The organism is Plantactinospora sp. BC1 (assembly GCF_003030345.1).
GTDB lineage: Bacteria > Actinomycetota > Actinomycetes > Mycobacteriales > Micromonosporaceae > Plantactinospora.
Map to the genome: position 1 here is coordinate 6254604 of NZ_CP028158.1, position 25470 is coordinate 6280073.

Sequence of the window (25470 nt, forward strand, 5' to 3'; positions counted from 1 at the left end):
GTGCGCCGACGCTCCACCGACGACAACAACCCCAACTCCGACAACCCCAACCCCGAACCACCAACAACCGAACCCAACAACACCACAAAAGAACCCACCAACCGCTCCACCGACCCCACATCAAACAAATCGGTGCTGTAGCGCAGCGAGCCGACCAGTTGCCGACCCTCCTCGCGGAGCAGCAGTTCCAGGTCGCAGTGCACCGTGCCGGCTCCGGCACCGGCCGCGAGCGCCGGCCGGCCGTCCGGGCCGGCACCCCGGACGGCCAACCCGGACCACTGCGTCGGGGCGTCGCCGAGTTGCTCGGGCAGCAGCCAGAAGAGCGTCTGGACGAGCGGGTTGCGGCTCAGGTCCCGGGCTACCCCGAGCTGCTCCACCAGCATCTCGAACGGCAGGTCCTGGTGCTCGTACGCCTCCAGCGTCCCGGCCCGGACCCGGCGCAGCAGCTCGACGAAGCTCGGGTCGCCGGAGAGGTCCGACCGCAGCACCAGCGTGTTGACGAAGGGGCCGACCAGCCCCTCGGTCTCGGACCGGCCCCGGCCGGCCACCGGCGAGCCCACCAGGACGTCGGTCTGCCCGGTGTAGCGGAACAGCAGGACCTGGAAGGCCGCCAGCAGGGTCATGAAGAGCGTCGCGGAGTGCCGGGCGGCCAGCTCGCGCAGCCCGGCGGTGATCTCCGGCGGGACCACCACCGGCACCACCCCGCCCTGGTACGTGGGCATCGGCGGCCGTGGACGGTCGGTGGGCAGCTCCAACACGTGTGCCGCCCCGGCCAGCCGGTCCCGCCAGTAGTCGAGGTGCCGGCCGAGCGCCCCGCCCGACAGGTGCGCCTGCTGCCACACGGCGTAGTCGGCGTACTGGATCGGCAGCGGCGGCAGCGCCGCCGGGGTCCCGTCGACGTAGGACGAGTAGAGGACGGCCAGGTCACGGGTGAGCACCCGCAGCGACCAGCCGTCGGTGACGATGTGGTGCATGGTCAGCAGCAGCAGGTGCCGGCGGCTGTCCAGGCTGATCAGCCGCACCCGCAGCAGCCGGTCCGCGCCGAGGTCGAACGGCGTGCCGGCCTGCTCCGCCGCGAGTGCGCGGACCCGGGCCAGCCGCCCCGGCTCCGTCCCGTCGAGGGATTCGGCGTCGGGGGGTTCGGCGTCGAGGGGTTCATCGACGTGCGGCTCGACCGGACAGGGCGGGTCGACGAGCACTGCCGGGCTGCCGTCCGCGGCGGCGTACCTGGTGCGCAGGACCTCGTGCCGGCGTACCAGGTCGGTCAGCGCCAGGCCGAGCGCGGTCCGGTCCAGCTCGCCCTCCAGCCACAGCTCCAGCGAGACGTTGTACGCCGGACTGCTCGGGACGAGCCGGTGCAGGAACCAGAGCCGCCGCTGGGCGTACGACGGCGGCAGTTCGCGGTCCCGGGGCACCGGCAGCGGCCGGGACTCGTCCGGGCCGGTCCCGGCATCCGCCGTGGTGCCCGCCGCCCGGTCCACCGTGGCCGCCAGCTCGGCCAGCGTCGCGGCGTCGAAGACGCTGCGCAGCGCGAGTTCCACCCCTCGGGCGTCCTGGATCCGCCAGAGCACCTGCATGGCCAGCAACGAGTGCCCGCCCAGGTCGACGAAGTTGTCGTCGGCGGCGACGGCCGGTACCCCGAGGACGTCGGACCAGATCTCCGCGAGCAGCCGTTCCGTCTCCGTCAGCGGCCTCGCCGACCCCGCCGCCTCCGGGTCGGAGAGCCCGGCCGCCTCCGCGTCGGAGAGCTCGGCCGTGGGTCGGGCCGCCGACAGCGCGGCCCGGTCGATCTTGCCGTTCGGGGTCAACGGGAACTCGGCCACCGTCACCAGGGCGGCCGGCACCATGTACTCGGGCAGCGAGCGCCGTAGCTCGGCACGGATCGCCGGCCACGGGTCGGCTCCGGGGTCGCCGGCCGGGACGACGTACGCCGTCAACCGGGCCTCACCGGTCGGCCCGTCCGGCACCACCACCGCCTGCCGTACCGCCGGATGGCGGGTGAGCGCCGCCTCCACCTCGCCGGTCTCGACCCGGAAACCCCGGATCTTCACCTGGTTGTCGCTGCGCCCCAGGAAGTCCAGCCCGCCGTCGCCGCCCCGCCGGGCCAGGTCTCCGGTGCGGTACATCCGGGCACCGGGCGTGCCGGCGTACGGGTCCGGCAGGAAGCGGGTGGCGGTCAGCCCGGGACGGTCGTGGTAGCCCCGGGCCACCCCGAGCCCGCCGAGGTAGATCTCGCCGACGGCGCCGTCCGGCACCGGGCGCAGCAGCTCGTCCAGCAGGTGGATCACGGTGTTGGCGATCGGCGGTCCGATCGGCACCGGCCCGGACGCCGGCCGCACCGGACCGGCGGCGGACCAGACGGTGGTCTCGGTCGGCCCGTACAGGTTCCACAGCACCGCACCGGGTGCGCGCAGCCGGTCGGCCAGGTCGCGCGGCAGCGCCTCACCGCCGCAGAGCCGCAACCGCAGGCCGGCCGGGATCGCGCCGCTGTCGACCAGCATGCGCCAGGTGGCCGGCGTCGCCTGCATCGCGGTCGCACCGGCCGCTTCGAGGAGTCGGCGCAGCGACCGGGGGTCGGCGGCCTCGTCCCGCTCGGCGATGACCAGCCGGGCGCCGGAGAGGAGCGGCAGCAGCAGCTCCAGCACCGCGATGTCGAACGACAGCGTGGTGACCGCGACCAGGGTGTCGTCCCGGGAGAGCCGCAACTCGTCCCGGAACGAGCGCAGCAGGTTGGCCACCGGCGTGTGCGGCACCTGCACCCCCTTGGGCCGGCCGGTGGAGCCGGAGGTGAAGATGACGTAGGCGAGGTTCTCGCCGTACACCCGCACCGGTCGCGGCTGTGCCGGGGCGAGCGCCACCTCGTCGGAGTCGACGCAGACCACCGCCACGTCCGGCCCGGCCAGCCCGGCGACGAGCGGCAGCAGCGACGTCTGGGTGAGGACCACCCGGGTGCCGGAGTCGGCCACCATCATCCGCAGCCGCTCGGCCGGGAAGTGCGGATCGAGCGGCACGAAGGCGCCGCCGGCCCGCCACACCCCGAGCAGCGCCCCGAGCATCTGCGCGGACCGGTCCAGGCAGATCCCGACCAGGTCGTCCGGACCGATGCCGTACCGGTCGAGCACCGTCGCCAGCCGGGCCGAGAACCCGGCCAGTTCCCGGTACGACGTGTCGGCGCCACCGGCCGAGACGGTGGCGCCGGGGTCGGCAAGGGCGTCGACGAGTTCCCCGACGACCGGGTCGACGGGCGGCACCGGTGGCCGGGCGACGGTGGCGCCGCCGGTCGCCCCGGCCGGGGAGTCGGCCGTCGGCGGATCGTCCGGACGCAACGGCGGATCGGCGTGCAGGGTCACTGGGGGCACCATCCTTTCGACGGGGCCGGCAAGGCGGGCTCTGGGCGGAGCCGACGGTCGCGGCCGGTCCCCGGATGGACGCCAGGCAGCCGTACCGCCCGGGTCGGTGGGTTCGGCGCGGCGGCCCGCTCGGCCCGCCGCGCCGGATCAGCACCTACGGTCACGCACGGTCCGCGCTGCGCTGGTCGAGTTCGTCGGCGAGTTCGATCCACACCCGGGCACACTCCCGGGCGATCCGCTCGATGAGGATGGCGCAGTGCGGCGAGACGGCGTCCACGGCCTGCCGCCACTCCGCCGGGGCGACGGTGCGGGTGCTCAGCCAGCGGAGCAGGTGCCGGCCGGACTCGGTGTAGCGGAGCGAGGGGTCGCGCCGCAGTCCCTCCAGGAGGGCGCGGGTGTCCACCGGGTCGAGCGCGACCGGGCCGGTGGCGCGGGGTTCCGCCCGGACTGCCCGGCCGCTCCCCGCGTCGCACGCGTTGCGCTGACGCGGCGGCACCGGGTCCTGACCGGCACGGATCCGCTCGCGTACGTCCCGGGCCGTCCCGACCGAGATGCCGGCGGCCCTGGCGATCTCCCGCAGCGACAGGCCGGGCCGGGCGGCGATCACCTGGCTGGCCAGCCGCCGCCCCTCGGCGGCGTTGAGCGGCCTGGCCCGGCCGTCCCGGCCGATCCGCACCGGCGACGGTTGTACGGCCGACCTGAGCCGGATGGCCGCGACGGTCTTGGCGGCGAGGCCGGCGGTCGAGGCGATGGCCCGGTCGGAGAGTTCCGGATGGGAGTGGATGATGCGGGCCGCCGCGGCCTGGCGCTCGGCCAGGGTCAGCGGCAGCCCATGGGTGACGTTCGCCTTCACCGCCAGCCGGAACGCGTCCGCCTCGTCCCCGTCGAAGAACTGTACGTCTATTCTGTCCCGACCCATCAGCCGAGCCGCCGTCAATCGGTGCATACCGTCGATCACACGCATCGTCTGGCGGTGCACAAAAATAGCGGGGAGTCCCGATTCCACTTCGGTGAGTGCGCGTACGTGGTCGGAGTCGACTCCATTGAGTCGCGGAGAGTCGGCCACCCGAAGCGCGGCGACGGCCACCTTGACGACGGGGGCGCTTCGGGAATCCTCGACAACCTCCGGGCGCTCGACCTCGGTGGATGATAGCTCGTCAATTGCGAAGTCGGCAGCCACTCATTTCCTCCGTTCGATCAAACCGGCCCCGAAGCAGATCGACATGAATCATCGACCACACAATTCAAGAGCCAGTTGGACGGCACGAGAAACTCGCCGCTACGGGGTCGTCGACACGACCCACGCCGCTCAGAGGAAATGATGTTTACGTGACGGCAGGCCCCCGTGCAATCGCTGTTGTAACCGTCTCCAACTGCGCCGTGATCGACTCTACCCCCCAGCACGAAGAGAATGCAATGGATCAATGCGTAGCGGAGTATCCCCATCGATGGCGGTTCGTCCGGGCCTGCGTCCGGGCCGGTCAGCCCGCCTGCCGGCCCTGCTCACGCCGCCACCGGCGGTACGACGTGAACGGGCCGGCGTTCAACCGGACCCATCCGCACTTGCACACCGCCGGCCGCCCGGGCCCGCTCTCCGCCCGAGTACGGCATTCGGGGCGACCCTTCGCCGGAACATCTCCGAGCGTTCACCCGAGCGTCGTCTTTTCCGCTGGTCAGGGCAGCTGCGCCGGGCATGATTGCCGCCGGGCGCGGCCGGGGAGGACCCGCAGCGGGTCCCGATCGACCGGTACGACGCCGACGGTGTCGCTAAGGAGAAAAAGTGCGTTACGCGGTTGCCCGTACGGTCGCGGTACTCGCGGCGTCGGCCGGGCTGGTAAGCATGGCCGCCTGCTCGCCGCCGGAGAAGGCCGGCGCGCAGACGGAGGGCGGCGCGGCCACCGCCACCAGCGCCGCCGAGTTGGGCGGGTTCGACAGGCTCGTCGAGGAGGCCAAGAAGGAGGGGCAGCTCAACGTCATCGCGCTGCCGCCGGACTGGGCCAACTACGGCGAGATCGTCAAGACCTTCGGCGAGAAGTACGGCATCAAGGTCAACTCGGCGCAGCCGGACGCCGCCAGCCAGGACGAGATCAACGCGGCGAACCAGCTCAGGGGACAGAGCGGCGCCCCGGACGTCTTCGACCTCGGTGACGCGGTGGCCCGGGCCAACGTGCCGATGTTCGCCCCGTACAGGGTGCAGAAGTTCGACGAGATCCCCGCCGCGCTCAAGGCGGCCGATGGTGCCTGGGTCAACGACTACGGCGGCTACATGTCGATCGGCTTCGACGCCGCCAAGGTACCGGCCCCGCAGAGCCTGACCGACCTGCTGAAGCCTGAGTACCGGGGGAAGGTGGCGCTCAACGGCGACCCGACCCAGGCCGGCGCGGCGTTCAGCGGCGTGGTGATGGCGGCGCTCGGCAACGGCGGCTCGGCCGACGACATCGGCCGGGGCGTCGACTTCTTCCGCCAGCTCAAGGAGGCCGGCAACTTCCTGCCGGTCGACCCGACCCCGGCCACCATCGAGTCCGGACAGACGCCGGTGGTGATCGACTGGGACTACCTGAACGTCGCGCAGGGCGCCAAGCTCACCGACAAGGCGGACTGGAAGACGGTGGTCCCGCAGGGCGCGGTGGTCGGCTCGTACTACGTCCAGGCGATCAACTCCGACGCGCCGCACCCGGCGGCGGCCCGGCTCTGGCAGGAGTTCCTCTACTCCGACGAGGGCCAGAACCTCTGGCTCAAGGGCGGGGCGCGGCCGGTCCGGGCCGAGGCGATGGCGAAGGCCGGCACGATCGACCAGGCCGCCTACGCGGCGCTGCCGGCCACCACCGGCGAGCCGGTCTTCCTCACCGAGGCGCAGACCGCCAGGGCGAAGGAGATCCTCACGGCCAACTGGGCCAAGGCAGTCGGCTGACCCGACGATGGCGGCCGTGACCTCCACGCCGGACCCTGTGGCGCCCGCGCCCGGGGTCCGGCCCCACCCGGCCCGGCGCCGGGTCAGACTTGCGGGCGGCGGCGCGCTGCTCGGCGTCGTCCCGTTCCTCGGGTACGTCGGGATCTTCCTCGCCGTCCCCACCCTGGTGGTGGCGGTCGGGGCGGTGACCGGCGACGACGGCGGCTTCACGCTGGAGAACCTCGCCCGGCTCGCCGATTCGTACGTCCTGGCGGCCTTCGGGCGCAGCATCCTGCTCTCCGCGGTCACCGCGCTGCTCGGGGCGGTCTTCGGCGCCCTGCTCGGGTACGCCCTGGTGACCGCCCGGCCGGACGGCCTGCTCCGCCGGGCGGTGACCGCCGCCGCCGGGGTGCTCGCCCAGTTCGGCGGGGTGACCCTGGCCTTCGCCTTCGTCGCCACGATCGGGCTGAGCGGGTTCGTCACCGAGTTCCTGCGGGACACGGTCGGCGTCGACATCTACGCCTCCGGCGTCTGGCTCTTCGAACTGCCCGGCCTGGCGCTGGTCTACGCCTACTTCCAGATCCCGCTGATGGTGATCGTCTTCCTGCCGGCGCTGGACGGGATCCGTCCGCAGTGGCGGGAGGCGGCGGCGAGCCTCGGCGGGTCGACGTGGCAGTACTGGCGGCTGGTCGGTGTGCCGCTGCTCGCCCCGCCGTTCCTCGGCGCCACGCTGCTGCTCTTCGCCAACGCCTTCTCGGCGTACGCCACCGCGGCGGCGCTGGTCAGCCAGGGCAGCCCGATCGTGCCGTTGCAGATCCGGGGCGCGCTGACCAGCGAGGTGGTGCTCGGGCAGCAGAACCTCGGCAAGGCGATGGCGCTCGGCATGATCGTGGTGGTCGCCCTGGTGATGTGGCTCTACGCCGTCGTGCAGAAGCGGAGCGCGAAGTGGCTGGGGTGATCCGGCGCCGGGCGCGTCGGCAGCGACTGTTCCGCCGAGTCGTGTTGACGGTGCTCGGGATCTTCTTCCTGCTGCCGCTGGTCGCGATGTTCGAGTTCACCACCCGGGGCGCGGGCGGCGGGTTCACCCTGGCGACCTGGCGCCTGCTGGTCGACTGGCCGCAACTGCGGCAGACCCATCCCGACCTCTCCACCGGGATCCGGGCCTCGGCCGGGCTGGTCCTGCTCACCGTGGCGCTCACCCTGGTGCTGCTGGTGCCGACCGTGATCTGGGTCCGGCTGCGGCTGCCCCGGCTGCGCCGGCTGGTCGAGTTCCTCTGTCTGCTCCCGCTCACCATTCCGGCGATCGTGCTGGTGGTCGGGCTCGCCCCGGTCTACGCCTGGGTGACGTACCTGCTCGGCGGTTCACCGCTGACGCTCAGCCTGGCCTACACGGTGCTGGTGCTGCCGTACGCGTACCGGTCGATCGACGCGGGGCTGTCGGCGATCGACGTCCGTACCCTCGCCGAGGCGGCCCGGAGTCTCGGCGCCGGCTGGCCGACGGTGATCTGGCGGGTGGTGCTGCCGAACATCCGCTCGGCGCTGCTCTCCGCCGCCTTCCTCACCGTGGCCCTGGTACTCGGCGAGTTCACCGTCGCCTCCCTGCTCAACCGGACCAACCTCCAGGTCGCGGTCAACCTGCTCGGCAAGAGCAGCGCGACGATGTCGGTGGCGGTCTCGCTGGCGGCGCTGCTGCTCGCCTTCGTGCTGTTGCTGCTGCTCTCCCTCGTCGGCGAGGGCCGGCGCCGCACACCCGGAAAGGGAATCTCGTGACCGCCTCCCCCGTCGCCGCCCCGGCCACCGGCCCCGCCCGCCGGGGCGTCCCGGTACGCCTGGAGGCGTTGCGCCGCAGCTTCGGTGACACGCCCGCGCTGGCCGGGCTCGACCTGGAACTCGCACCCGGCGAACTGGTCGCGCTGCTCGGCCCCTCCGGCTGCGGCAAGACGACCGCGCTGCGGGTACTCGCCGGCCTGGAGGAGGCCGACTCCGGCCGGGTACTGGTCGACGGCGAGGACGTCACCGACCGGCCGGTCAACCGGCGCGGCATGGGGATGGTGTTCCAGGCGTACAGCCTCTTCCCGCACCTGACCGCCCGGGAGAACGTCGAGTTCGGGCTGCGGCTGCGCGGCCGGCCCGGCGGGCAGCGGCGGCGGCGCGCCGACGAGATGCTGGAACTGGTCGGCATCGGCTCGCAGAGCCGCCGCTATCCGCACCAGCTCTCCGGCGGCCAGCAGCAGCGGGTGGCGCTGGCCCGGGCACTGGCGATCGAACCTCGGGTGCTCCTGCTCGACGAGCCGCTCTCCGCGCTGGACGCCAAGGTGCGGGTGCAGTTGCGCGACGAGATCCGGCGGATCCAACTGGAGGTCGGCACCACCACGCTCTTCGTCACGCACGACCAGGAGGAGGCGCTCGCCGTCGCCGACCGGGTCGGCGTGATGCGCGCCGGCCGGCTGGAGCAGTTGGCGAGCCCGGCGGAGATCTACCTGCGCCCGGCGAGTGCGTTCGTCGCCGACTTCGTCGGGCTGAGCAACCGGATCTCCGGGTACGCCGGGCCGGGCGGGACCGTCCGGGTGCTCGGCCAGGAGCTGCCGCTGGTCGAACCGGCCGCCGCACCGGCCGGCCCGGACACCCCGGTCACCGCCCTGGTCCGCCCGGAGGCGGTCGAGCTGCTTCCGGACGGCGACGCCCGGGTGCTCGCGGCCAGCTTCCTCGGCCCGATCAGCCGGGTCACCGTCACGCTGCCGGACGGCACGCCGCTGGTCGCGCAGGTCGGCAGCGACCGGCTGGCCGAGCTGGCCCCGGGCACTCCGGTCCGGGTACGCCTGCGCGGCGCCCCGGTCGCGCTGGCCGGCTGACCGGCCGCCGGGGAGTCGTCCCGGGCCGACGCACCCGCGAGGACTCCCCAGGCCGGTCTCCCGCCGCCGGTGCCGCCGCTACCGCTGGCGGCGTGCCACCACCACCGCGTCGGCGATGTTGATCTCACGCCCCTCCTGGTCCAGCACCGACCTGGGCCGGGACTCGGCTACCAGTACCGTCCAGTCGGTCGGGTCGAGCGCGGCGGCCACCTCCTCGGCGGTGAACATCATGTCCGGGAAGTGCATCCGGTGCGCCGAGGTGTGCAGGTCGGACGGGTGGTGCCCGACGATCAGCAGGGTGCCGCCGGGCGCCACCGAGGCGGCCAGCCGGGCGAAGAGTTCCCGCCGCGTCTCGCCGGGCAGGTGCATGTACTGCGCCGTCACCAGGTCGTACCGGCCCTCGGCGGGCGGCTGCTCGCGCAGGTCGGCGTGGTGCCACTCGATCCGGGCGGCGACCTCGGCACCGGCCGCCTCGGCGTGCTCGGCGGCCCGGCCGAGTGCCGTGGTCGAGATGTCGACCCCGGTCACCTGCCAGCCCCGCTCGGCCAGCCAGATGGCGTCGGCGCCCTCTCCACTGCCGACGTCGAGGGCCCGGCCCGGTGCCAGCCCGGCCGCCTCGGCCACGAGTTGCGGGTTGGGGCGCCCGCTCCAGATCGCCGGGCGGGCCCGGTAACGCTCCTCCCAGCCCTCCTGCTCGAACATGGTGCGCACCTGGTGCCGGTAGGACTCGACGGCCTCCCGGGTCTCCTCGGCGACCAGGTCGGCGTTGATGCCCGCACCGGCGAGCAGGCCGGAGGCGGCGGCCGAGATCACCTGGGCGCGTACGTCCGCCACGTTGCCGGCCACCCAGACCCCGGGGGCGGCCAGTCCGCCCGGGTCGGCCGGGATCTGGCTGCCGACGACGTGACCGCCCAGCTCCACGTCGACCGGCTTGATCCCGAGCGACTCCAGCACGCCGGCCCGGGCGGTGAACCGGGGCGCCACCACGAGGGCGTCCAGCGCGACGACCTCGCCGGAGGCCAGGCGTACCCCGGTGAGGGTGTCGTCGGCGATCTCCAGGCCGGTGACCCGGCCGGGTACCACCGGGATGGTGCGCGCGGCCAGCAGTTCGGCGTCGGCCGGCTCCAGGGCCGGGGCGTCCTGGGTCAGCAGCAGCACGTGCGGGCTCAACTGCCGCCACAGGTTCACCTGGTGCAGCGCCAGCGCCGTCGGCCCGGCCACGAGTACGCCGATCCGGCGGTCGCGCACCTCCCAGCCGTGGCAGTACGGGCAGTGCAGCACGTCGCGGCCCCACCGCTGGGCCAGCCCCGGCACCTCGGGCAGCTCGTCGACCAGCCCGGTCGTCACCAGCAGCCGCCGGGCCCGCAGTTCGGCTCCGCCGTCCAGGGTCAGCCGGAACCCGTCGCCGTCCCGGGTGGCCGCCTCGACCCGACCGCCGAGGGTCTCGCCGCCGTACCGGGCCAGCTCGGCACGCCCGTCCGCGACCAGTTCCGCCGGTGGGCTCCCCTCCCGGCCGAGGTAGTTGTGCACCCCGTCGGCCGGTGCGTTCCGGGGTGCTCCGGCGTCCACCACCAGCACCGAGCGCCGCGCCCGGGCCAGCGCGACGGCTCCGGCCAGCCCGGCGGCGCCACCGCCCACCACCACTACGTCATATGTCCTGTCCATGCCGCGCTCCCCTTCGTCCGTGGTACGCCTCCACGGTGCGGTGCGGGCGGTCGAACGGCAACTATCCTTGCCGGTATGGCAAACGAGGAGTTCGCACTGGCGTCGGTCGGCCCCCGGCTGCGCGCGCTGCGCAACCAGCGGGGCACCACGCTGACCCAGCTCGCCGAGGTGACCGGCATCTCGGTGAGTACCCTGTCCCGGCTGGAGTCCGGCGGCCGCAAGCCGACGCTGGAGCTGTTGCTGCCGCTCGCCCGGGCCTTCCAGGTCTCCCTCGACGAGCTGGTCGACGCGCCCGCCACGGCCGACCCGCGGGTGCACCCGCGCCCGATCGTCCGGCACGGCGTCACGTTCCTCCCGCTGACCCGCCGGCCGGGCGGTCTACAGGCGTTCAAGCAGATCCTCCCGCCGAACACCCCGAGCGGCGACGGGGAACAGCAGACCCACGAGGGCTACGAGTGGCTCTACGTGCTCTCCGGGCGGCTGCGGCTGCGGCTCGGCGAGCACGACCTGATCCTCACCCCCGGCGAGGTCGCCGAGTTCGACACCCGGATCCCGCACCGCGTCTCCAACCCCGGCCCGGGGGTCACCGAGGTCCTCTCGCTCTTCGGACCGCAGGGCGAACGGCTGCACGTACGGGCCCGCCCGAGCACGAAATGATCTCGACCGCCGCGCTCAGAGCGGCGAGGCGGGTGATCTCGGCCGCCGGCCCCGAGTCCGGAGCAGGTCGTGCAGGGTGATGCCGAGCAGGATGGTGCTCACCGTGCCGGCGACGGCCAGCGGCGGCACGAAGAGCATCCCGGGGGCCACCGCCACCAGCACGGCGATGCCGACCAGCCGGGACGGGAGCAGCGTGCCGAAGATCTCGTACCCGAACCGGGCCCGGCCGGCCAGGAAGAGCGCCGGGCCGCCGACGATGACCCCGACCCAGGCGCCGTCGGTGTGCCCGAGCGGGCGGGCCACCACGAGTTCGTACCCGACCGCGGAGGTGACCACGCCGGCCACGATCACCAGGTGGGTGTAGGTGGCCGACCAGGCGAACCGGGTCGGGTCCCGGGCGGTGGCGAACCCCTCGGCCAGTTGGAACCCGGCCTGGAAGAAGTAGATCCGCCAGAGCAGCACGGTGGTGCTGAAGGCGATCAGGAACGCGGCCGACTGGGCGGTGGTGAACTCGCCGCCGCTGAAGGCGAAGCCGGTGACCAGGATCGACTCGCCGAGGGCGATCAGGAAGAACTGCTGGTACCGCTCGGCGATGTGTTCGCCCGCGAAGACCCACTCCTGACTCGCCGACGAGCCCAGTCTCGGGGTGGGCCAGCGCAGCCGGTGCCCCAGGTAGTCGGCGATCAGCGCCACGCCCCAGAGCAGCAGCCGGAGGTCGCCGACGACGAAGGCTCCGCCGATCCAGAGCGGGGCGGTGCAGAGTGTCCAGAAGACCAGCCGTACGGAGATCCGCTGCCGGGGGTCGCCGCGCAGCGTGAGTCCCAGCACGAACGGCCGGCCGAACTGGAGCCCGACGTAGGCCAGCGCGAACATCAGCCCGTGCTCGCCGAACGCCCGGGGCACGGCGACCGCCATCACCATCGAACCGAACATGGTGACCACCACGACGGCCTGTACCAGCGGCCGCTCCGGATCGAAGCGGCTGGTCATCAGGGTGGTCATCGACCAGAGCAGCCAGAGGGTCAGCAGCAGTACCAGTGCGCGGAGCGCCTCGACGAAGACCGCCTGGTCGAGTGCGGTGAGGTCGTGCACCAGCCGCTGCGACACCCGGGTCAGCGCGAAGACGTAGACCAGGTCCAGGAAGAGTTCCAGGAAGGTCGCCCGTGGCGAGCTTTCCTCTCTTCGCAGCAGTTCCGCCCCGCCACCGAGTACCATCCGCCGCCCGATTTCCCCCGCTGCGCGCCGCTGCTACCGAATGCTCCACGTCCCTGAGCGAGGAATACCACGCCGGCGCCGGCTACCGGAGCGGTGCCGGACAAACCCGCCCGGAAGATCGGGAAAATCGCCGGTCGGGGCCGCCGCCCGGAAGAAATCGGGGCCGTGGCGGGTTGCCGCACGTGTGATCGACGTACCGTTGTCTGTCCTTGACCTCGCACCGGTCGCCGCCGGCACCACCGTCGGCGCGGCCCTGCGGCACACCACCGAACTCGCCCGGCGCACCGAGGAGCTCGGCTACCACCGGTTCTGGGTGGCCGAACACCACAACATGCCGGCGATCGCCAGCTCCGCCCCGGCGGTGTTGATCGCCCACGTGGCGGCGGCCACCTCGACCATCCGGGTCGGGTCCGGCGGAGTGATGCTGCCCAACCACGCGCCGCTGGTGGTGGCCGAGCAGTTCGGCACGCTGGAGGCGCTGCACCCGGGCCGGATCGACCTGGGCATCGGCCGGGCCCCCGGCACGGACCAGCCGACCGCGCTGGCCCTGCGCCGCACCATGGCCGGGCTCTCGGCCGAGAACTTCCCGGAGGAACTGGACGACCTGGTGAACTACTTCACCGGGGAACGGCCCGGTCCGATCACCGCCACCCCGGGCCTGGGCGACCGGCCGGCGATCTGGCTGCTCGGCTCCAGCGGGTTCAGCGCCCGGCTCGCCGGGCTGCTCGGCCTGCCGTTCTCCTTCGCGCACCACTTCAGCGCCGCGAACACCCTGCCGGCGCTGGCCCTCTACCGGCAGAGTTTCCGGCCGTCGCGCTGGCTGGACCGGCCGTACGCGATGGTGGCGGTCAACGCGGTCTGCGCCGAGGACGACGAGCGGGCGGCCTGGCTCTCCGGGCCCGCCTCGCTCTCCTTCCTGCGGCTGCGTACCGGCCGGCCGGCCCCGCTGGCCAGCCCGGAGGAGGCGGCGGCGTACCCGTACACCGAGGCGGAGCGGCAGTTCGTGCTCGAACGGCGGGCGGGGCAGGCACTCGGCTCGCCGGAGACGGTACGCGGGCAGCTCGCCGAGCTGCTGGCCCGGACCGAGGCCGACGAGCTGATGCTCACCACCATGGTCTACGACATCGCCGACCGGGTCCGCTCGTACGAGCTGATCGCCGAGAAGGTCGCCGGTGGGCTCCACCGCCAGGGCTGATGTTCTCCACCGGCAGCGCCGGTCGCGGCGGTGGCCGTGACCGGCGTCACGCCCTCCGGATGTCGTGAAACACACTCTTCACCGTGCCGTCATCGCCGCGCACCGCAGACCGCCTAATGTTCTTACCGGTGGTGGTTCGACAAGCGCGATCGGGACGGGTCGCGTGATGTCGCGGTGTGTGCCGCACCGGCACGTGGGGAGATGAGCGACCCCACGGGCCGGTGCGGCTTCGCGTTTCCGGACCCACCGAAGGTTCCGCGGGCCCCTAGCGGAGATAGATCGACGGGGCGGGCGGGCTGGACATGCCGTTGCCGATGAAGAAGCTCGGGTGCGGCGGCTGGTTGTAGGCGGTGTTCTGCCAGGCGATCGCCACCCGGTACATCGGGTCGTGCATCAGGGTGTGGATCCGGGTGCTGGTCTGGGTCGGCGTGCTGTAGATCCGCAGTGCGCTGTTGTCACTGGTCCGCCAGATCACCTCCTCGCGCCAGTCGCCGAGGATGTCCGCCGAGAGCGCCGGAGTGGCCTTGGTGCCGTTGTTCGACGCCACCCCGCTGCCGGTGAGCAGCCGGGTGTCGGAGCCGGTGCCGTACTTGTCGATCCGGGTCTGGTCGAGCAGTTCCCGGACCGGGTCGCCGTCCCACCAGATCAGGAAGTTCGCCGACGACGGCTTGCGGCCGACGTTCGACCCGCTCGGGCTGCGCAGCCCGTCGACCGCCGACGACCACGACTCCGCCCCGGGGCTGCCGGCGTGCACGTCCCCGGCCACGCCCCGGCCGTTGTCCCCGGCCGCCGCCGTCGACCAGTAGATCTGCCCGGTACGCGCGTTGGCGAACCAGGACGACGGCTTGGACGAGTCCTCACTGACCTTGAAGTACTCCAGGCCGGCCCGGCTCGGGTCGAGATCGCCGAGGTGGGCCGCGTCGCCGTGCCCGTGCCCGGTGTTCCAGAGCGCGGAGCCGTTGTCGTCGATCGCCATCGCCCCGTACAGGATCTCGTCCCGGCCGTCGGCGTCCACGTCGCCGACGGTCAGCGAGTGGTTGCCCTGTCCGGCGTACTGCGAGCCGGCGGAGTTGGAGTCGAAGGTCCAGCGCCGGGTCAGCGAGCCGTTCCGGAAGTCCCAGGCGACGACGACGCTCCGGGTGTAGTAGCCGCGCGCCATGATCAGCGAGGGCCGCTGCCCGTCCAGGTACGCCGTGCCGGCGAGGAACCGGTCCACCCGGTTGCCGTAGTTGTCGCCCCAGGACGAGACCGTGCCCCGGGCCGGCTCGTAGTTGACCGTGGAGCGGACCGCGCCGGTCTGCCCGTCGAACATGGTCAGGAACTCCGGCCCGGCCAGCACGTAGCCGCTGGAGTTGCGGTGGTCGGCCGAGGCGGAGCCGATCACCTGACCGGTGCCGGAGCGGCTGCCGTCGGCGGTCTTCATCGCCACCTCGGCCCGGCCGTCGCCGTCGTAGTCGTAGACCTGGAACTGGGTGTAGTGCGCGCCGGCCCGGATGTTGCGACCCAGGTCGATCCGCCACAGCCGGGTGCCGGTCAGGGTGTACGCGTCGACGTAGACGTTGCCGGTGTAGCCGGACTGCGAGTTGTCCTTGGCGTTCGACGGATCCCACTTGAGGACGATCTCGTACCGGCCGTCGCCGTCGAGGTCACCGACGGAGGCGTCGTTCGCCGCGTAGCTGTACGCCTCCCCGGAGGGCGTCGTGCCGCCGGGCGGCACCTGGAGCCGTACGTCGAGATAGCCGTTGCCGAACTGGAGGGCCGGCGCGGACGCCGCCTGCTCGGTCCCGTTCACCACCGCCCGCACCGTGTACGCCGAGCCGGCGGCGGCGCCGGAGTCGAGGTAGTTGGTGGCGCCGGTGATCGGGGTCGGGTTGACCCGGGTCGAGCCCCGGTAGAGGTTGAACGACACTCCGGAGGTCTCGGTGCCGAGCAGTCGCCAGGAGACCAGGTTGGCGCTGCCGGAGCGGACGCTGACCAGGCCCCGGTCGAGGTTCTCCACCTGCTTCGCCCCGGCCGGCGGAGTGGTCGGCGGCGGGGTGGTCGGCGGCGGCGTGGTCGGTGGTGGGGTGGGTGGCGCGGTGGTGGCCGGAGGGGTGCCGGTCGGCGGTCCGCCCGGCGTGGTCGCGGTCGGCGCCACCCCGCCGGTGCAGGTGGTGCCGTTCATCGCGAAGCTCGTCGGTACCGGGTTGCCGGAGGTCCACGAGCCGTTGAAGCCGAAGGTGACGCTGGCGTTGGTGCCGAGCGCGCCGTTGTAGCTGACGTTGCCGGCGGTCACCTGGCTGCCGCTCTGGCTGACCGTGGCGTTCCAGGCCTGCACGACCTGCTGGCCGGCGCCGTACGTCCAGGTCAGGCTCCAACCGGTGACCGGGTCGCCGAGGTTGGTGAGGCTGACGCTGGCGCCGAAGCCGCCCTGCCATTCGTTGGTCACCTGGTAGTCGACCCGGCAACCGGCGGCGGCGGCCGAGGCCATCACCGTGAAGGTGCCGGTCGCGGCGAGTACTGCCGCGGTGGTCGCGGCGAGCAGGGTATGGCGACGTGCTGAGGTACGCATGATCAACTCCGTTGGGGGCGGGGAGCGCGGTACCGGATGTCGACAGCCCGTCAGGACTGGCGGTGCCGTACCGACCCTGCCCGGGGTCGGCCGGACGCGGACCGCGGGAGGGTGGCCGAAATGGAACAGTTCAACGGCAACCCGACAACGGGGGTACGGCTTCCTGCGCACTTGAATGCTAGGGCAACCGCTTTCCGCGACACAACATCGACGGCGCTGGGTTTAAAGGTTTCAGTCGACCGGCGCGGCCCGGTTCCCGACGCCGCCCCCGGGGTCGGACCCCACTCGGTGCAGACGCCACCGACCGGCTGGCTAGGCTCGGCCGGTGCACCCCACCACCGTGATCCGGCGGCTCGAAGCCGACGACCTGGCCGCAGCGGGTGAACTGGGCCGGCTGGCCTTCGGCGGCGGCCCGCCCACCGCGCCGCCACCCCGGGATCCCCCGCCCGGCCGCACCGGCTACGGCGCCTTCGACCCGGACGGCCGGTTCGTCGGCAAGGCCGTCGACCTGCACCACGAGCAGTGGTGGGCCGGCCGCCGGGTGCCGGCCGCCGACGTCGCCGGAGTCGCGGTACTGCCCGAGGCGCGCGGCCGGGGCGTGGCACTGGCGCTGCTCCGCGAGCTGCTCCGGGGCGCCCGGGAGCGGGGCGCCGCGATCAGCGCCCTCTATCCCACGGTGACCGGGCCGTACCGGCGGGCCGGCTGGGAGGTGACCGGCGCGCTGCGCGCCGTCGACCTGCCGACCGTGGCGCTGCCCCGGCACCGGCCGGCGGCCGGGCTGACGGTCCGGCCCGGCGGTCCCGCCGATCTCGACGCCGCCACCGACCTCTACGAGCGGATCGCCCGGCACCGCTGCGGCCTGCTCACCCGCCGGGGCGGCGCCTTTCACCGGGACGGGGCCCCGACGGCGCTGCCGGACGGGGTGGACGGGCTCACCCTGGTCGAGCAGGACGGCCGGCTGGTCGGGTACGCGAGCTGGCAGCGCGGTCGGGGTTACGACCGGCAGGCCGTACTGACCGTCGAGGAGGTGCTGGCCACCACCCCGGAGGCGGCCCGGGAGCTGGTCGGGGTATTGGCCAGCTGGCAGAGCGTCACCCCGACCGTCCGGCTCTGGCCGCTCGGCTCCGACGCGATCGCCGCAGAGCTGCCGCTGGAACAGGCCCGGGAGCACGAACAGCGGATCTGGATGCACCGACCGGTCGACGTGGTCCGGGCGGTACGCGGTCGGGGCTGGCCGGCACACGTCCGAGGTCGGGTCGACTTCGCGGTGACCGACGAGATCGCACCGTGGAACACCGGCGCCTGGCGGCTGGAGGTGGACGGCGGCGATGCCGAACTGCACCGGATCACCGACGAACCGGCGGCCCGGCTCTCGGTACGCGGTTTCGCGCTGCTCTACACCGGCGCCGCCGACGGGTACGCGGTCGCCGAGGCCGGCCTGCTGCACTGCCCCGCCGGCACCGACCCGGGCGCGCTCGACCTGCTCGGCGCCGGTCCCCGGGCGGAACTGCTCGACTATTTCTGACGGTCGACTATCTCTGATCCGGAAGTCAGCTCGCGCCCGGACCGGCCGGGGCCGGCTCGCGTCCTCACCGGCCTGCACCAGGAGCCGGGCGTGGGAACCATCGGCTACCACACCGCCGCATGGTGGCACAGCCGGGAGACGAGCGGTGGGGCGGTCAGCTCGGGCCCGAGCTGTCCAGCATCGCGAGCAGGCCCAGTCCACCGCAGCAGACGACGCCGATCACCGCGGAAGTGATCAGCAGGAGGGTGTAGTTCGACCACATGCCGAACTTCGTCACGTCCGTGCCCGCGCCGTCGTAGACCCGGTTGCGCCACCCTCCGAACCGGAACGACAACCGGTGCCCGGTGCCCGGCTGCACCACCACCCTCGTGGTCATCGCCGGGACTCCCAGCAGGTCGGTGAACCGGACGTCGTGCTCACCGGCCGGTACCGGGATGTGGAAGGTGCCCTCGGCCATGCCGGGGACGTCGCGCCCGTCGATCTTCAACCTGTAGCTGCTCGGCGCGGAGACCAGATAGGGGCCCCGGTTGGCCGAGATAACCAGCGCACCCCACCCCGGCGGCAGCGGCACCGGGTACGGGCTGGCGGCCAGCGTCATGCCGGGCGGCGGAGTCGGCGGGTAGGACACCGGAGCATCCTGGCACAGCCGGCGATCCGCGGTCAGCCCTGCCCAACGGCATGCTCGACAGCGGTTTCCCGGAGCACCGCGCAGCCGCCGGCCGGCAGCCGCACCGGGTCGACGTACTCGCCGCTGAGCAGGTCCAATCCGGACACCTCGACGGTCTGCGCCGCGTCGGTGTGGTTGAGCAGGAACAGCCAGCTCGTCCCGGCGGCGCAGCGGCGGACCGCCTCCACCCCGGCCGGCGCGACCGGGCAGGTCGGTTCCGCACCGGCCGCCGCCGCCACCCGGGCCAGCAGGTCGCGGTACGGGTCGTCGTCGAGCCGGGTGGAGAGATACCAGGCCACCCCGTCGCCGTACCCGTGCCGGGTCAGCGCCGGCTGGCCGTCGAGTGCTCCGCCGAGGTAGCTGACCGACGGCGTCGCACCGGTCAGGCGTACCGTCTCGGCCCAGAGCCGGCCGGTGCCGCCGTCCGAGAGCGGCAGCCGGGTGGCCGGGTCGAGCGGATGGAACTCCTCCACCCGGATCCCGAGCAGGTCGCGCAGCGCTCCCGGATAGCCGCCGACCCGGACCCGGGCGTGTTCGTCGGCGATCCCGCTGAAGTAGCTGACCAGCAGGTGACCGCCGGCCGCCACGTAGTCGCGGATCCGCGAGGCGTACCGGTCGGAGACCAGGTAGAGCGCCGGAAGCACCAGCAGGGCGTACCCGAAGAGGTCGTCGCCGTCGGTGACGAAGTCGCTCGGAACGCCGGCCCGGAACAGCGCCCGGTGCGCCGCCGCCACCTCGGCGGCGTAGTCGAGCTGCGCCGAGGGGAGCATGGTGGCCTGCAACGCCCACCAGCTGGCGGCGTCCCAGGCGATCGCCACCGGCGCCCGTACCGTTCCGGCGTCCACTTCGGAGATCCGGTCGAGCAGCGCGCCGAGCGAGACCGCCTCGCGGAACGCCCGGCTGTCCGGGCCGGCGTGCGGGACGAGTGCGGAGTGGAAGACCTCCGCGCCGCCCCGGGAGGCCCGCCACTGGAAGAACATCGCCCCCCGGGACCCCCGGGCGACGTGCGCCAGGCTGTGCCGGGTCATCCGCCCCGGCTCCTTGGCGTGCATCCGGCCGGGGGTGAGGATCAGGTTCGGCGCGCTCTCCATCAGCAGCCAGGCCGGACCGCCGGGCGGGTTCCGGCCCTCCGGCGGGCCGGCGGCGCTCCGACCGGCCCGGCCGGTCCGCTGCCCGTGCCGGGCCCAGGACCGGGCCAGGTCGGCGGCGAACGCGGTCTGCTCCTCGGCGCCCGGCCCGACCTCGGCCGGATAGTGGTCGATCGCCACCAGGTCCACCTCGGCGGACCACCGGGCATGGTCCACCGGTACCCAGCCGCCGAGGACGTAGTTGGTGGTCACCGGTACGTCCGGGGTGGCGGCCCGGAGCAGGTCCCGCTGCTCGACGTACGCCGCCAGCAGCTCGTCGGAGACGAACCGGCGGAAGTCCAGCAGCTGGCTCGGGTTGCCCAGGTATTGCGTGGCCCGGGGCGGCCGGATCTGTTCCCAGCCCGAGTAGTGCTGGCTCCAGAAGCTGCCGGTCCACGCCTCGTTCAGTCGGTCGAGGTCACCGTAGCGGGCCCGCAGCCAGGCCCGGAACGCGACGGCGACGTGCTCGCAGTGGCAGGTGGTGCCGTACTCGTTGTGCACGTGCCAGAGCGCCAGCGCCGGATGGTCCCGGTAGCGGTCGGCGAGCGCGGCGGCGATCTCCCGGGCCGCCGCCCGGTACGCCGGGGCGCTGGCGCAGTAGGTGTCCCGGCTGCCGTGGCTGAGCCGTACCCCGTCGGCGGTGACCGGCAGCGCGTCCGGGTGCCGGAGCGAGAACCACGGCGGCGGGGAGGCGGTCGGGGTGGCCAGCGCCACCCGGATGCCGCCGTCGTGCAGCAGGTCGAGCACCCGGTCGAGCCAGTCGAAGTCGTACCGGCCGGGCTGTGGTTCGAGTCGGGACCAGGCGAAGACCCCGACGGTGACCAGGTTGACCCGGGCCCGCCGCATCAGCTCGACGTCGGTGGCCCAGACCTCCGCCGGCCACTGCTCCGGGTTGTAGTCACCGCCGTAGCAGAGCCCGGTCAGACCCTTCGGCCAGCGCACCCCGCCCCGCCTCTCCCGGCACACCCGCAACCGTCGCCGTTGACCTTTGTTTGGGCTCCCGCCAAAGTAGGCGGGGTGCATCCCCCTGTCAACGGCCTCGTCTCGACCAGCCGGACCGACGACTGGGAGGCGGCGCTGGTCAGCGGCAACGGCCGGCAGGGCGCGCTCTGCTACGGCGGGCCGGACGCCGTCCGGATCACCGTCTCGCACGAACGGCTCTTCCTGCCGCTGACCCCGCCGCTGGACCCGCCGCCGACCGCGCGGATCCTCGCCGAACTGCGGGCGCTGCTCACCGCGGGCGAACACCGGCGGGCCGCCGAGCGGGTGGCGGAGTTCGCCGCCGCGCACGATCCCGGGTACGCCGAGACCCGCTGGGTCGACCCGCTGGTCGGCGCGGCCACCCTCACCTGCACACCGGTCCCGGTCGACGCGGCGGGCGCGCGGTCGGGCAGCGCTGGGCCGGCGACCGGCTACCGGCGGAGCACCGACTTCGACACCGGGGTGGTGCGGCAGTCCTGGCGGTCGGCCGACGGGCCGGTCGAGGTGGCCGCCTTCGTGTCCCGCCCGCACGACGCGCTGGTCGTCCGGCTGACCGGGCCGACCGGCTGGCGGAGCACGCTCGCCCCGATCGACGGGGACCCGCCGGTACCGGTGCAGCGGCGGATCGCCCCCGACGGGCTGGGCCTGCGGGTGGAGTTCCCGGCCGCCACCGGCCGGCAGGTGACCGGGTACACGGTCCGGTGCCGGATGGTCGACGACACGCTCCTGCTGCTGCGGACCACCGTGGACGGCGTACCGTCGCCGGGGCCGGACCTGGCGGAGCTGCCGGCGGACTTCGACGCGCTGCTGGCCGCACACGTCGCGGTGCACGGTGAGCTGGTCGGCCGGGTCCGGCTGGACCTCGACGGGTCGCCGGCCGCCCGGACCGCCACCTCCGAGGAGCTGCTGCGACCGTTCCGGCCGGAGGGCTCCGACGGCTCCGACGGCCCGGCCGAGCCCGCCGCGCCGGTCGGCAACGCCCTGGTGGAACGGCTCTTCGCGGCCGGCCGGTACGCGATCGTCTCCGCCAGCGGCGACCTGCCGCCGACCCTGCTCGGCGTCTGGAGCGGCAGTTACCGGCCGGCCTGGAGCGGCGGCTACACGCTGAACGGCAACCTGCCGGCCGCGCTGGCCGCGCTGGCGGTCACCGGCACCCCGGAACTGGTCGTCCCGCTCTTCGACCTGCTCGACTCGGTCGCCGACGACCTGGCCGGGAACGCCCGGCGGCTCTACGGTGCCGGCGGCATCCTCACCCCGACCCACCTGACCGGTCACGGCCGGCAGAACCACTTCGGTCCGGTCTGGTGCCAGACGTTCTGGACCGCCGGGGCGGCCTGGTTGGCCCGGTTCTATCACGACCACTGGTGCCACACCGGGGACCGGACGTTCCTGCGGGAGCGGGCGCTGCCGTTCCTGCGCCGGGCCGCCGAGTTCTACCTCGACTTCGTGACCATCGACCCGGACGGCCGGGCCCGGTTCGTGCCGTCGTACTCCCCGGAGAACGCCGCGGCGAACACCGGCGCGCAGGCCAGCCTGGACGCCACGATGGACGTCGCGGCCGTCGCCGACCTGCTGCGCAACCTGCTGGCCGCGACGGCGGTGCTGGGCGAGCCCGACCCGGCCGAGCCGCGCTGGCGGGCCCTGCTGGCGGCGCTGCCGCCGTACCGGATCGCGCCGACCGGGGAACTCGCCGAGTGGATCGCCCCGGGACTGGTCGACAACCACGCGCACCGGCACGCCTCGCAGCTCTATCCGCTCTGGTACGAGATCGATCCGGCGTTCGCCGCCGATCCGGCGCTGCGCCGGGCCGCCGCGCTGGCGATCCGCCGCCGGCTGGCCTGGTGGCAGGGGGCGGAGTCGGACGAGATGGGGTACGGGCTGGCGCAGCTCGGCCTGGCGGCGGCCCGGCTCGGGCTGGCCGAGGAGGCGTACCGGACGGTGCTGCTGATGGCCGGCCGGTACTGGCGACCGAATCTGGTCTCCACGCACAACCGGGATGCGATCTTCAACCTGGACCTCTGTGGCGGACTGCCGGCCGTGGTCGCCGCCATGCTGCTGCGCAGCACCCTCGGTCCCGGCGACGAGCCGGCGATGCCGTCGGTCCGGTTGGACCTGCTGCCGGCGCTGCCGTCGGCCTGGCCCCGGGGCAGCGTCTCCGGCCTGCTCGCCCGGGGCCCGGTGACGGTGGCCCGACTGGCCTGGACATCGACACAGGTCGAGGCGTTGCTGATCTCCCCGGTCGACCGGACGGTCACCGTCGAGCTGCCCGGCGCGGCGCCGGTCCGGATCGGGCTGACGGCCGGCCGGACGCATCGACTACGGTCGCGCCGTTGACAGTTTGTTGGGTTACCAAAGAAACTAAGGGGAGTCCATGCGCCGGCCGGCACCGTCGGCGGTGCGCGGGACCCGCGTCCCGGGAGCCGAGGAGACCGCATGCCGTACCGCCCGCCCCTGGTGCCGCACGAGACGTTCGTCGCCGACCCGCCCGACCTGCCGGTCCGGGCCCCGGGCGAGCACGGGCTCTCCGCACTGCACCGGGCCGAGGTGCTGAGCACGGACGGCCAGGGCGTGACCCTCAAGGCGTCCACCTCGGACGGCGGCTCGCTCGCGGTCCGGATCACCGCCGCCGCCGAGGGCGTCATCCGGGTACGGCTGAGCGAGGACCCGCTCGCCCGGGGCCGGGCCAGCCGGGCGCTGCCCCTGGTGCACCCCCAGCCGCACCGGGCCGAGGTACGCGTCGACGGCGACCGGGTCCGGGTCGACGCCGGGGCGGTGGTCGCCGAGCTGAGCCTCGACCCGTGGCACCTGCGCTTCGTCGACCCGACCGGCGCGGTACTGGTCAGCCAGAGCCGGGGCGAGCAGGACATCAGCGGCCGGCTGCGCACCCTGCCGTTCGGCCGGTCGCTGGTCGACGGCGCGGTCGCCGCCTACCACGAAAGTTTCGTGACCCCCGGCGACGAACGGTTCGTCGGGCTCGGCGAGAAGTTCACCCCGCTGGACAAGCGCGGCCAGCGCGCCCTGATGTGGAACTTCGACGCCTTCGGCAGCGAGTCGGACCGCTCGCACAAGAACGTCCCGCTCTACCTCTCCAACCGGGGCTACGGGGTGCTGGTCGACAGCGGCATGCCGGTCGAGTTCGACATCTGCCAGTCCACGCACAGTTGCGTGCAGATCCTGGTGCCGGACGACCTGATCGACTACTACGTGATCGCCGGACCCACCCCGACGCAGATCCTGGACCGCTACGACCGGCTGACCAGCCGGCCGGCGCTGCCGCCGAAGTGGGCGTTCGGCGCCTGGATCTCCTCCGGCTTCTTCCGGGACAGCCAGCAGCGGGTGCTGGAGCGGGCCCGGAAGATCCGCGAGCGCGGCATCCCCTGCGACGTGCTGCACCTGGACTGCTACTGGCAGGTCGCCGGGGCCTGGTCCGACCTGCGCTGGGACGCCGAGCAGTTCCCCGACCCGGCCGGCATGCTGGCCGAGCTGGCCGGACAGGGCTTCAAGGTCAGCCTCTGGATGAACCCGTACGTGATGACCGGCAGCCCGCTCTACGCCGAGGCGGCCGAGGCCGGCTACTTCCTGCGCCGGGCCGACGGCTCGGTCTACGTCGCCGACACCTGGCACGGCAGCCACCCGGCCGGCGGGATCGTCGACTTCACCAACCCGGCCGCGGTCGACTGGTTCACCGGGCTGCTCCGGCCGCTGCTGGAGCAGGGCGCCAGCGTCTTCAAGACCGACTTCGCCGAGGGGGTCCCGGCGGACGCGGTGGCACAGAACGGGATGACCGGCGTCGAGCTGCACAACGTCTACTCGCTGCTCTTCAACGACGTGGTGGTCAAGGTGACCCGGGAGGTGGCCGGGCACGGCACGGTGTGGGCCCGCTCGTCGTACCTGGGTGGGCAGCGGCACTCGGCACAGTGGAGCGGCGACGTGAACGCGACGTACCCGGCGCTGGCGAGCACGTTGCGCGGCGGGCTGAGCCACGGACTCTCCGGGGTGCCGTTCTGGAGCCACGACAGCGGCGGTTTCCACGGCACGCCGACGCCGGACCTCTACGTACGCTGGGCGCAGTTCGGGGCGTTCTCCCCGCTGGTCCGGTTCCACGGCACCACCAGCCGGCTGCCCTGGGACTTCCCGGCCGAGGCGGAACGGCTCGCGGTCGAGGCGCTGCGGCTGCGCTACCGGCTGATGCCGTACCTCTACTCGGCGGCAGTCACCTCGGCCCGGACCGGTGCGCCGATGATGCGGGCCCTGCTGGTCGACTCCCCCGACGACCCGGCCGCCTGGACGGCCGAGCTGGAATACCGGCTCGGCCCGGACCTGCTGGTGGCGCCGATGACCACTCCGGAGAACCGCCGGCACGTCTATCTGCCGGCCGGCGACTGGGTGGACTTCTGGACCGGCCAGGTGCACGCCGGTGGCCGGCACCTGCGGGTGCACCGGCCGCTGGACCAGGTCCCGCTCTTCGTCCGGTACGGCGCGCTGATCCCGGTGATGCCGCTGGCCGACCGGGTCGGCGACGGGGCCTTCTCCGACGTCACCGTGCTGAGCTTCGGCGCCACCGACGGCAGCACGGTGGTGCACGACATCGACGGCGACACCACGATCCGGGCGAGCCGGTCGGGCGACGAGTTCCGGGTGGAGGCCGACGGGCCGCTGCGGGTCAGCGGCGTCGCCCTCGCCCCGGTCGAGGGTGCCCGGCTGCCCGGGCGGCTGCTGCTGGGCGGTACCGCGACGAGCGCGGTGCCGCTGGACGGACTACCCACCGTGCGGGGTTGAAGGTCGGGGCGGGGTG

The 25470-nt window shown here is 73.4% G+C and carries 15 protein-coding genes and 1 pseudogene; 9 read left to right on the forward strand and 7 right to left on the reverse strand.

Annotated features, from left to right (window positions below; all coding sequences use genetic code 11):
- Window positions 1-65: 65 nt before the first annotated feature.
- Both C6361_RS27520 and C6361_RS27525 read right to left on the reverse strand, forming a co-directional pair.
- Window positions 66-3362: pseudogene (locus tag C6361_RS27520) on the reverse strand (amino acid adenylation domain-containing protein); the annotation flags it as partial.
- A gap of 148 nt (window positions 3363-3510) precedes the next feature.
- Window positions 3511-4296: a transcriptional regulator gene (locus tag C6361_RS27525; RefSeq protein ID WP_234359035.1), complete on the reverse strand. Its 786-nt coding sequence runs from the start codon at window positions 4294-4296 to the stop codon at window positions 3511-3513.
- Window positions 4297-5130: 834 nt separating this feature from the next.
- Between C6361_RS27525 and C6361_RS27530 the strand changes: the two genes are divergently transcribed.
- The 4 genes from C6361_RS27530 to C6361_RS27545 are packed head-to-tail and all read left to right on the forward strand — an operon-like array spanning window position 5131 to window position 9092.
- Complete coding sequence (locus C6361_RS27530) at window positions 5131-6261, forward strand: ABC transporter substrate-binding protein (RefSeq protein WP_234359036.1); 1131 nt, start codon at window positions 5131-5133, stop codon at window positions 6259-6261.
- 7 nt (window positions 6262-6268) lie between these two features.
- On the forward strand, window positions 6269-7198 hold the full coding sequence (locus C6361_RS27535; RefSeq protein ID WP_107269476.1) for an ABC transporter permease subunit: 930 nt from the start codon (window positions 6269-6271) through the stop codon (window positions 7196-7198).
- Window positions 7186-8010 carry an ABC transporter permease gene (locus C6361_RS27540; RefSeq protein ID WP_234359037.1) on the forward strand — a complete coding sequence of 275 codons (825 nt, stop codon included), beginning with the start codon at window positions 7186-7188 and terminating at the stop codon, window positions 8008-8010. The genes C6361_RS27535 and C6361_RS27540 overlap by 13 nt, the downstream gene beginning before the upstream one ends.
- Window positions 8007-9092 (forward strand): ABC transporter ATP-binding protein, encoded by a 1086-nt coding sequence (locus tag C6361_RS27545; protein WP_107269478.1) that lies wholly within the window; start codon window positions 8007-8009, stop codon window positions 9090-9092. Before C6361_RS27540 ends, C6361_RS27545 begins: the two co-directional genes overlap by 4 nt.
- Window positions 9093-9170: 78 nt before the next feature.
- Here C6361_RS27545 and C6361_RS27550 read toward each other — a convergent pair whose 3' ends face one another.
- Window positions 9171-10757, reverse strand: a complete 1587-nt coding sequence (locus C6361_RS27550; RefSeq protein WP_107269479.1) for a bifunctional NAD(P)/FAD-dependent oxidoreductase/class I SAM-dependent methyltransferase — start codon at window positions 10755-10757, stop codon at window positions 9171-9173.
- 75 nt (window positions 10758-10832) lie between these two features.
- Between C6361_RS27550 and C6361_RS27555 the strand changes: the two genes are divergently transcribed.
- On the forward strand, window positions 10833-11414 hold the full coding sequence (locus C6361_RS27555; protein WP_107269480.1) for a helix-turn-helix domain-containing protein: 582 nt from the start codon (window positions 10833-10835) through the stop codon (window positions 11412-11414).
- Window positions 11415-11429: 15 nt separating this feature from the next.
- On the opposite strand, the gene C6361_RS27560 is transcribed toward C6361_RS27555, so the two are convergent.
- Window positions 11430-12629, reverse strand: coding sequence for a low temperature requirement protein A (locus tag C6361_RS27560; RefSeq protein WP_107261146.1), 1200 nt, complete (start codon window positions 12627-12629; stop codon window positions 11430-11432).
- A gap of 199 nt (window positions 12630-12828) precedes the next feature.
- Here C6361_RS27560 and C6361_RS27565 point away from each other — a divergent pair, with 199 nt between their 5' ends.
- A complete protein-coding gene (locus C6361_RS27565; RefSeq protein WP_234359038.1) occupies window positions 12829-13824 on the forward strand; it encodes an LLM class flavin-dependent oxidoreductase in 996 nt (331 codons plus the stop codon).
- A gap of 265 nt (window positions 13825-14089) precedes the next feature.
- Here C6361_RS27565 and C6361_RS27570 read toward each other — a convergent pair whose 3' ends face one another.
- On the reverse strand, window positions 14090-16375 hold the full coding sequence (locus C6361_RS27570) for a cellulose binding domain-containing protein (RefSeq protein WP_107271216.1): 2286 nt from the start codon (window positions 16373-16375) through the stop codon (window positions 14090-14092).
- Between the two features lie 325 nt (window positions 16376-16700).
- Between C6361_RS27570 and eis the strand changes: the two genes are divergently transcribed.
- Complete coding sequence (eis, locus tag C6361_RS27575) at window positions 16701-17900, forward strand: enhanced intracellular survival protein Eis (protein WP_234359039.1); 1200 nt, start codon at window positions 16701-16703, stop codon at window positions 17898-17900.
- 154 nt (window positions 17901-18054) lie between these two features.
- Here the strand turns inward: eis and C6361_RS27580 are convergent, their stop codons facing one another.
- On the reverse strand, window positions 18055-18528 hold the full coding sequence (locus C6361_RS27580) for a hypothetical protein (RefSeq protein WP_234359040.1): 474 nt from the start codon (window positions 18526-18528) through the stop codon (window positions 18055-18057).
- 32 nt (window positions 18529-18560) lie between these two features.
- Window positions 18561-20636, reverse strand: coding sequence for a beta-galactosidase (locus tag C6361_RS27585; RefSeq protein WP_234359041.1), 2076 nt, complete (start codon window positions 20634-20636; stop codon window positions 18561-18563).
- A 75-nt stretch (window positions 20637-20711) separates the two neighbouring features.
- Between C6361_RS27585 and C6361_RS27590 the strand changes: the two genes are divergently transcribed.
- Both C6361_RS27590 and C6361_RS27595 read left to right on the forward strand, forming a co-directional pair.
- Window positions 20712-23009: a glycoside hydrolase N-terminal domain-containing protein gene (locus tag C6361_RS27590; RefSeq protein ID WP_159079502.1), complete on the forward strand. Its 2298-nt coding sequence runs from the start codon at window positions 20712-20714 to the stop codon at window positions 23007-23009.
- Between the two features lie 99 nt (window positions 23010-23108).
- Window positions 23109-25454 carry a TIM-barrel domain-containing protein gene (locus C6361_RS27595; protein WP_107261153.1) on the forward strand — a complete coding sequence of 782 codons (2346 nt, stop codon included), beginning with the start codon at window positions 23109-23111 and terminating at the stop codon, window positions 25452-25454.
- Window positions 25455-25470: the final 16 nt, after the last annotated feature.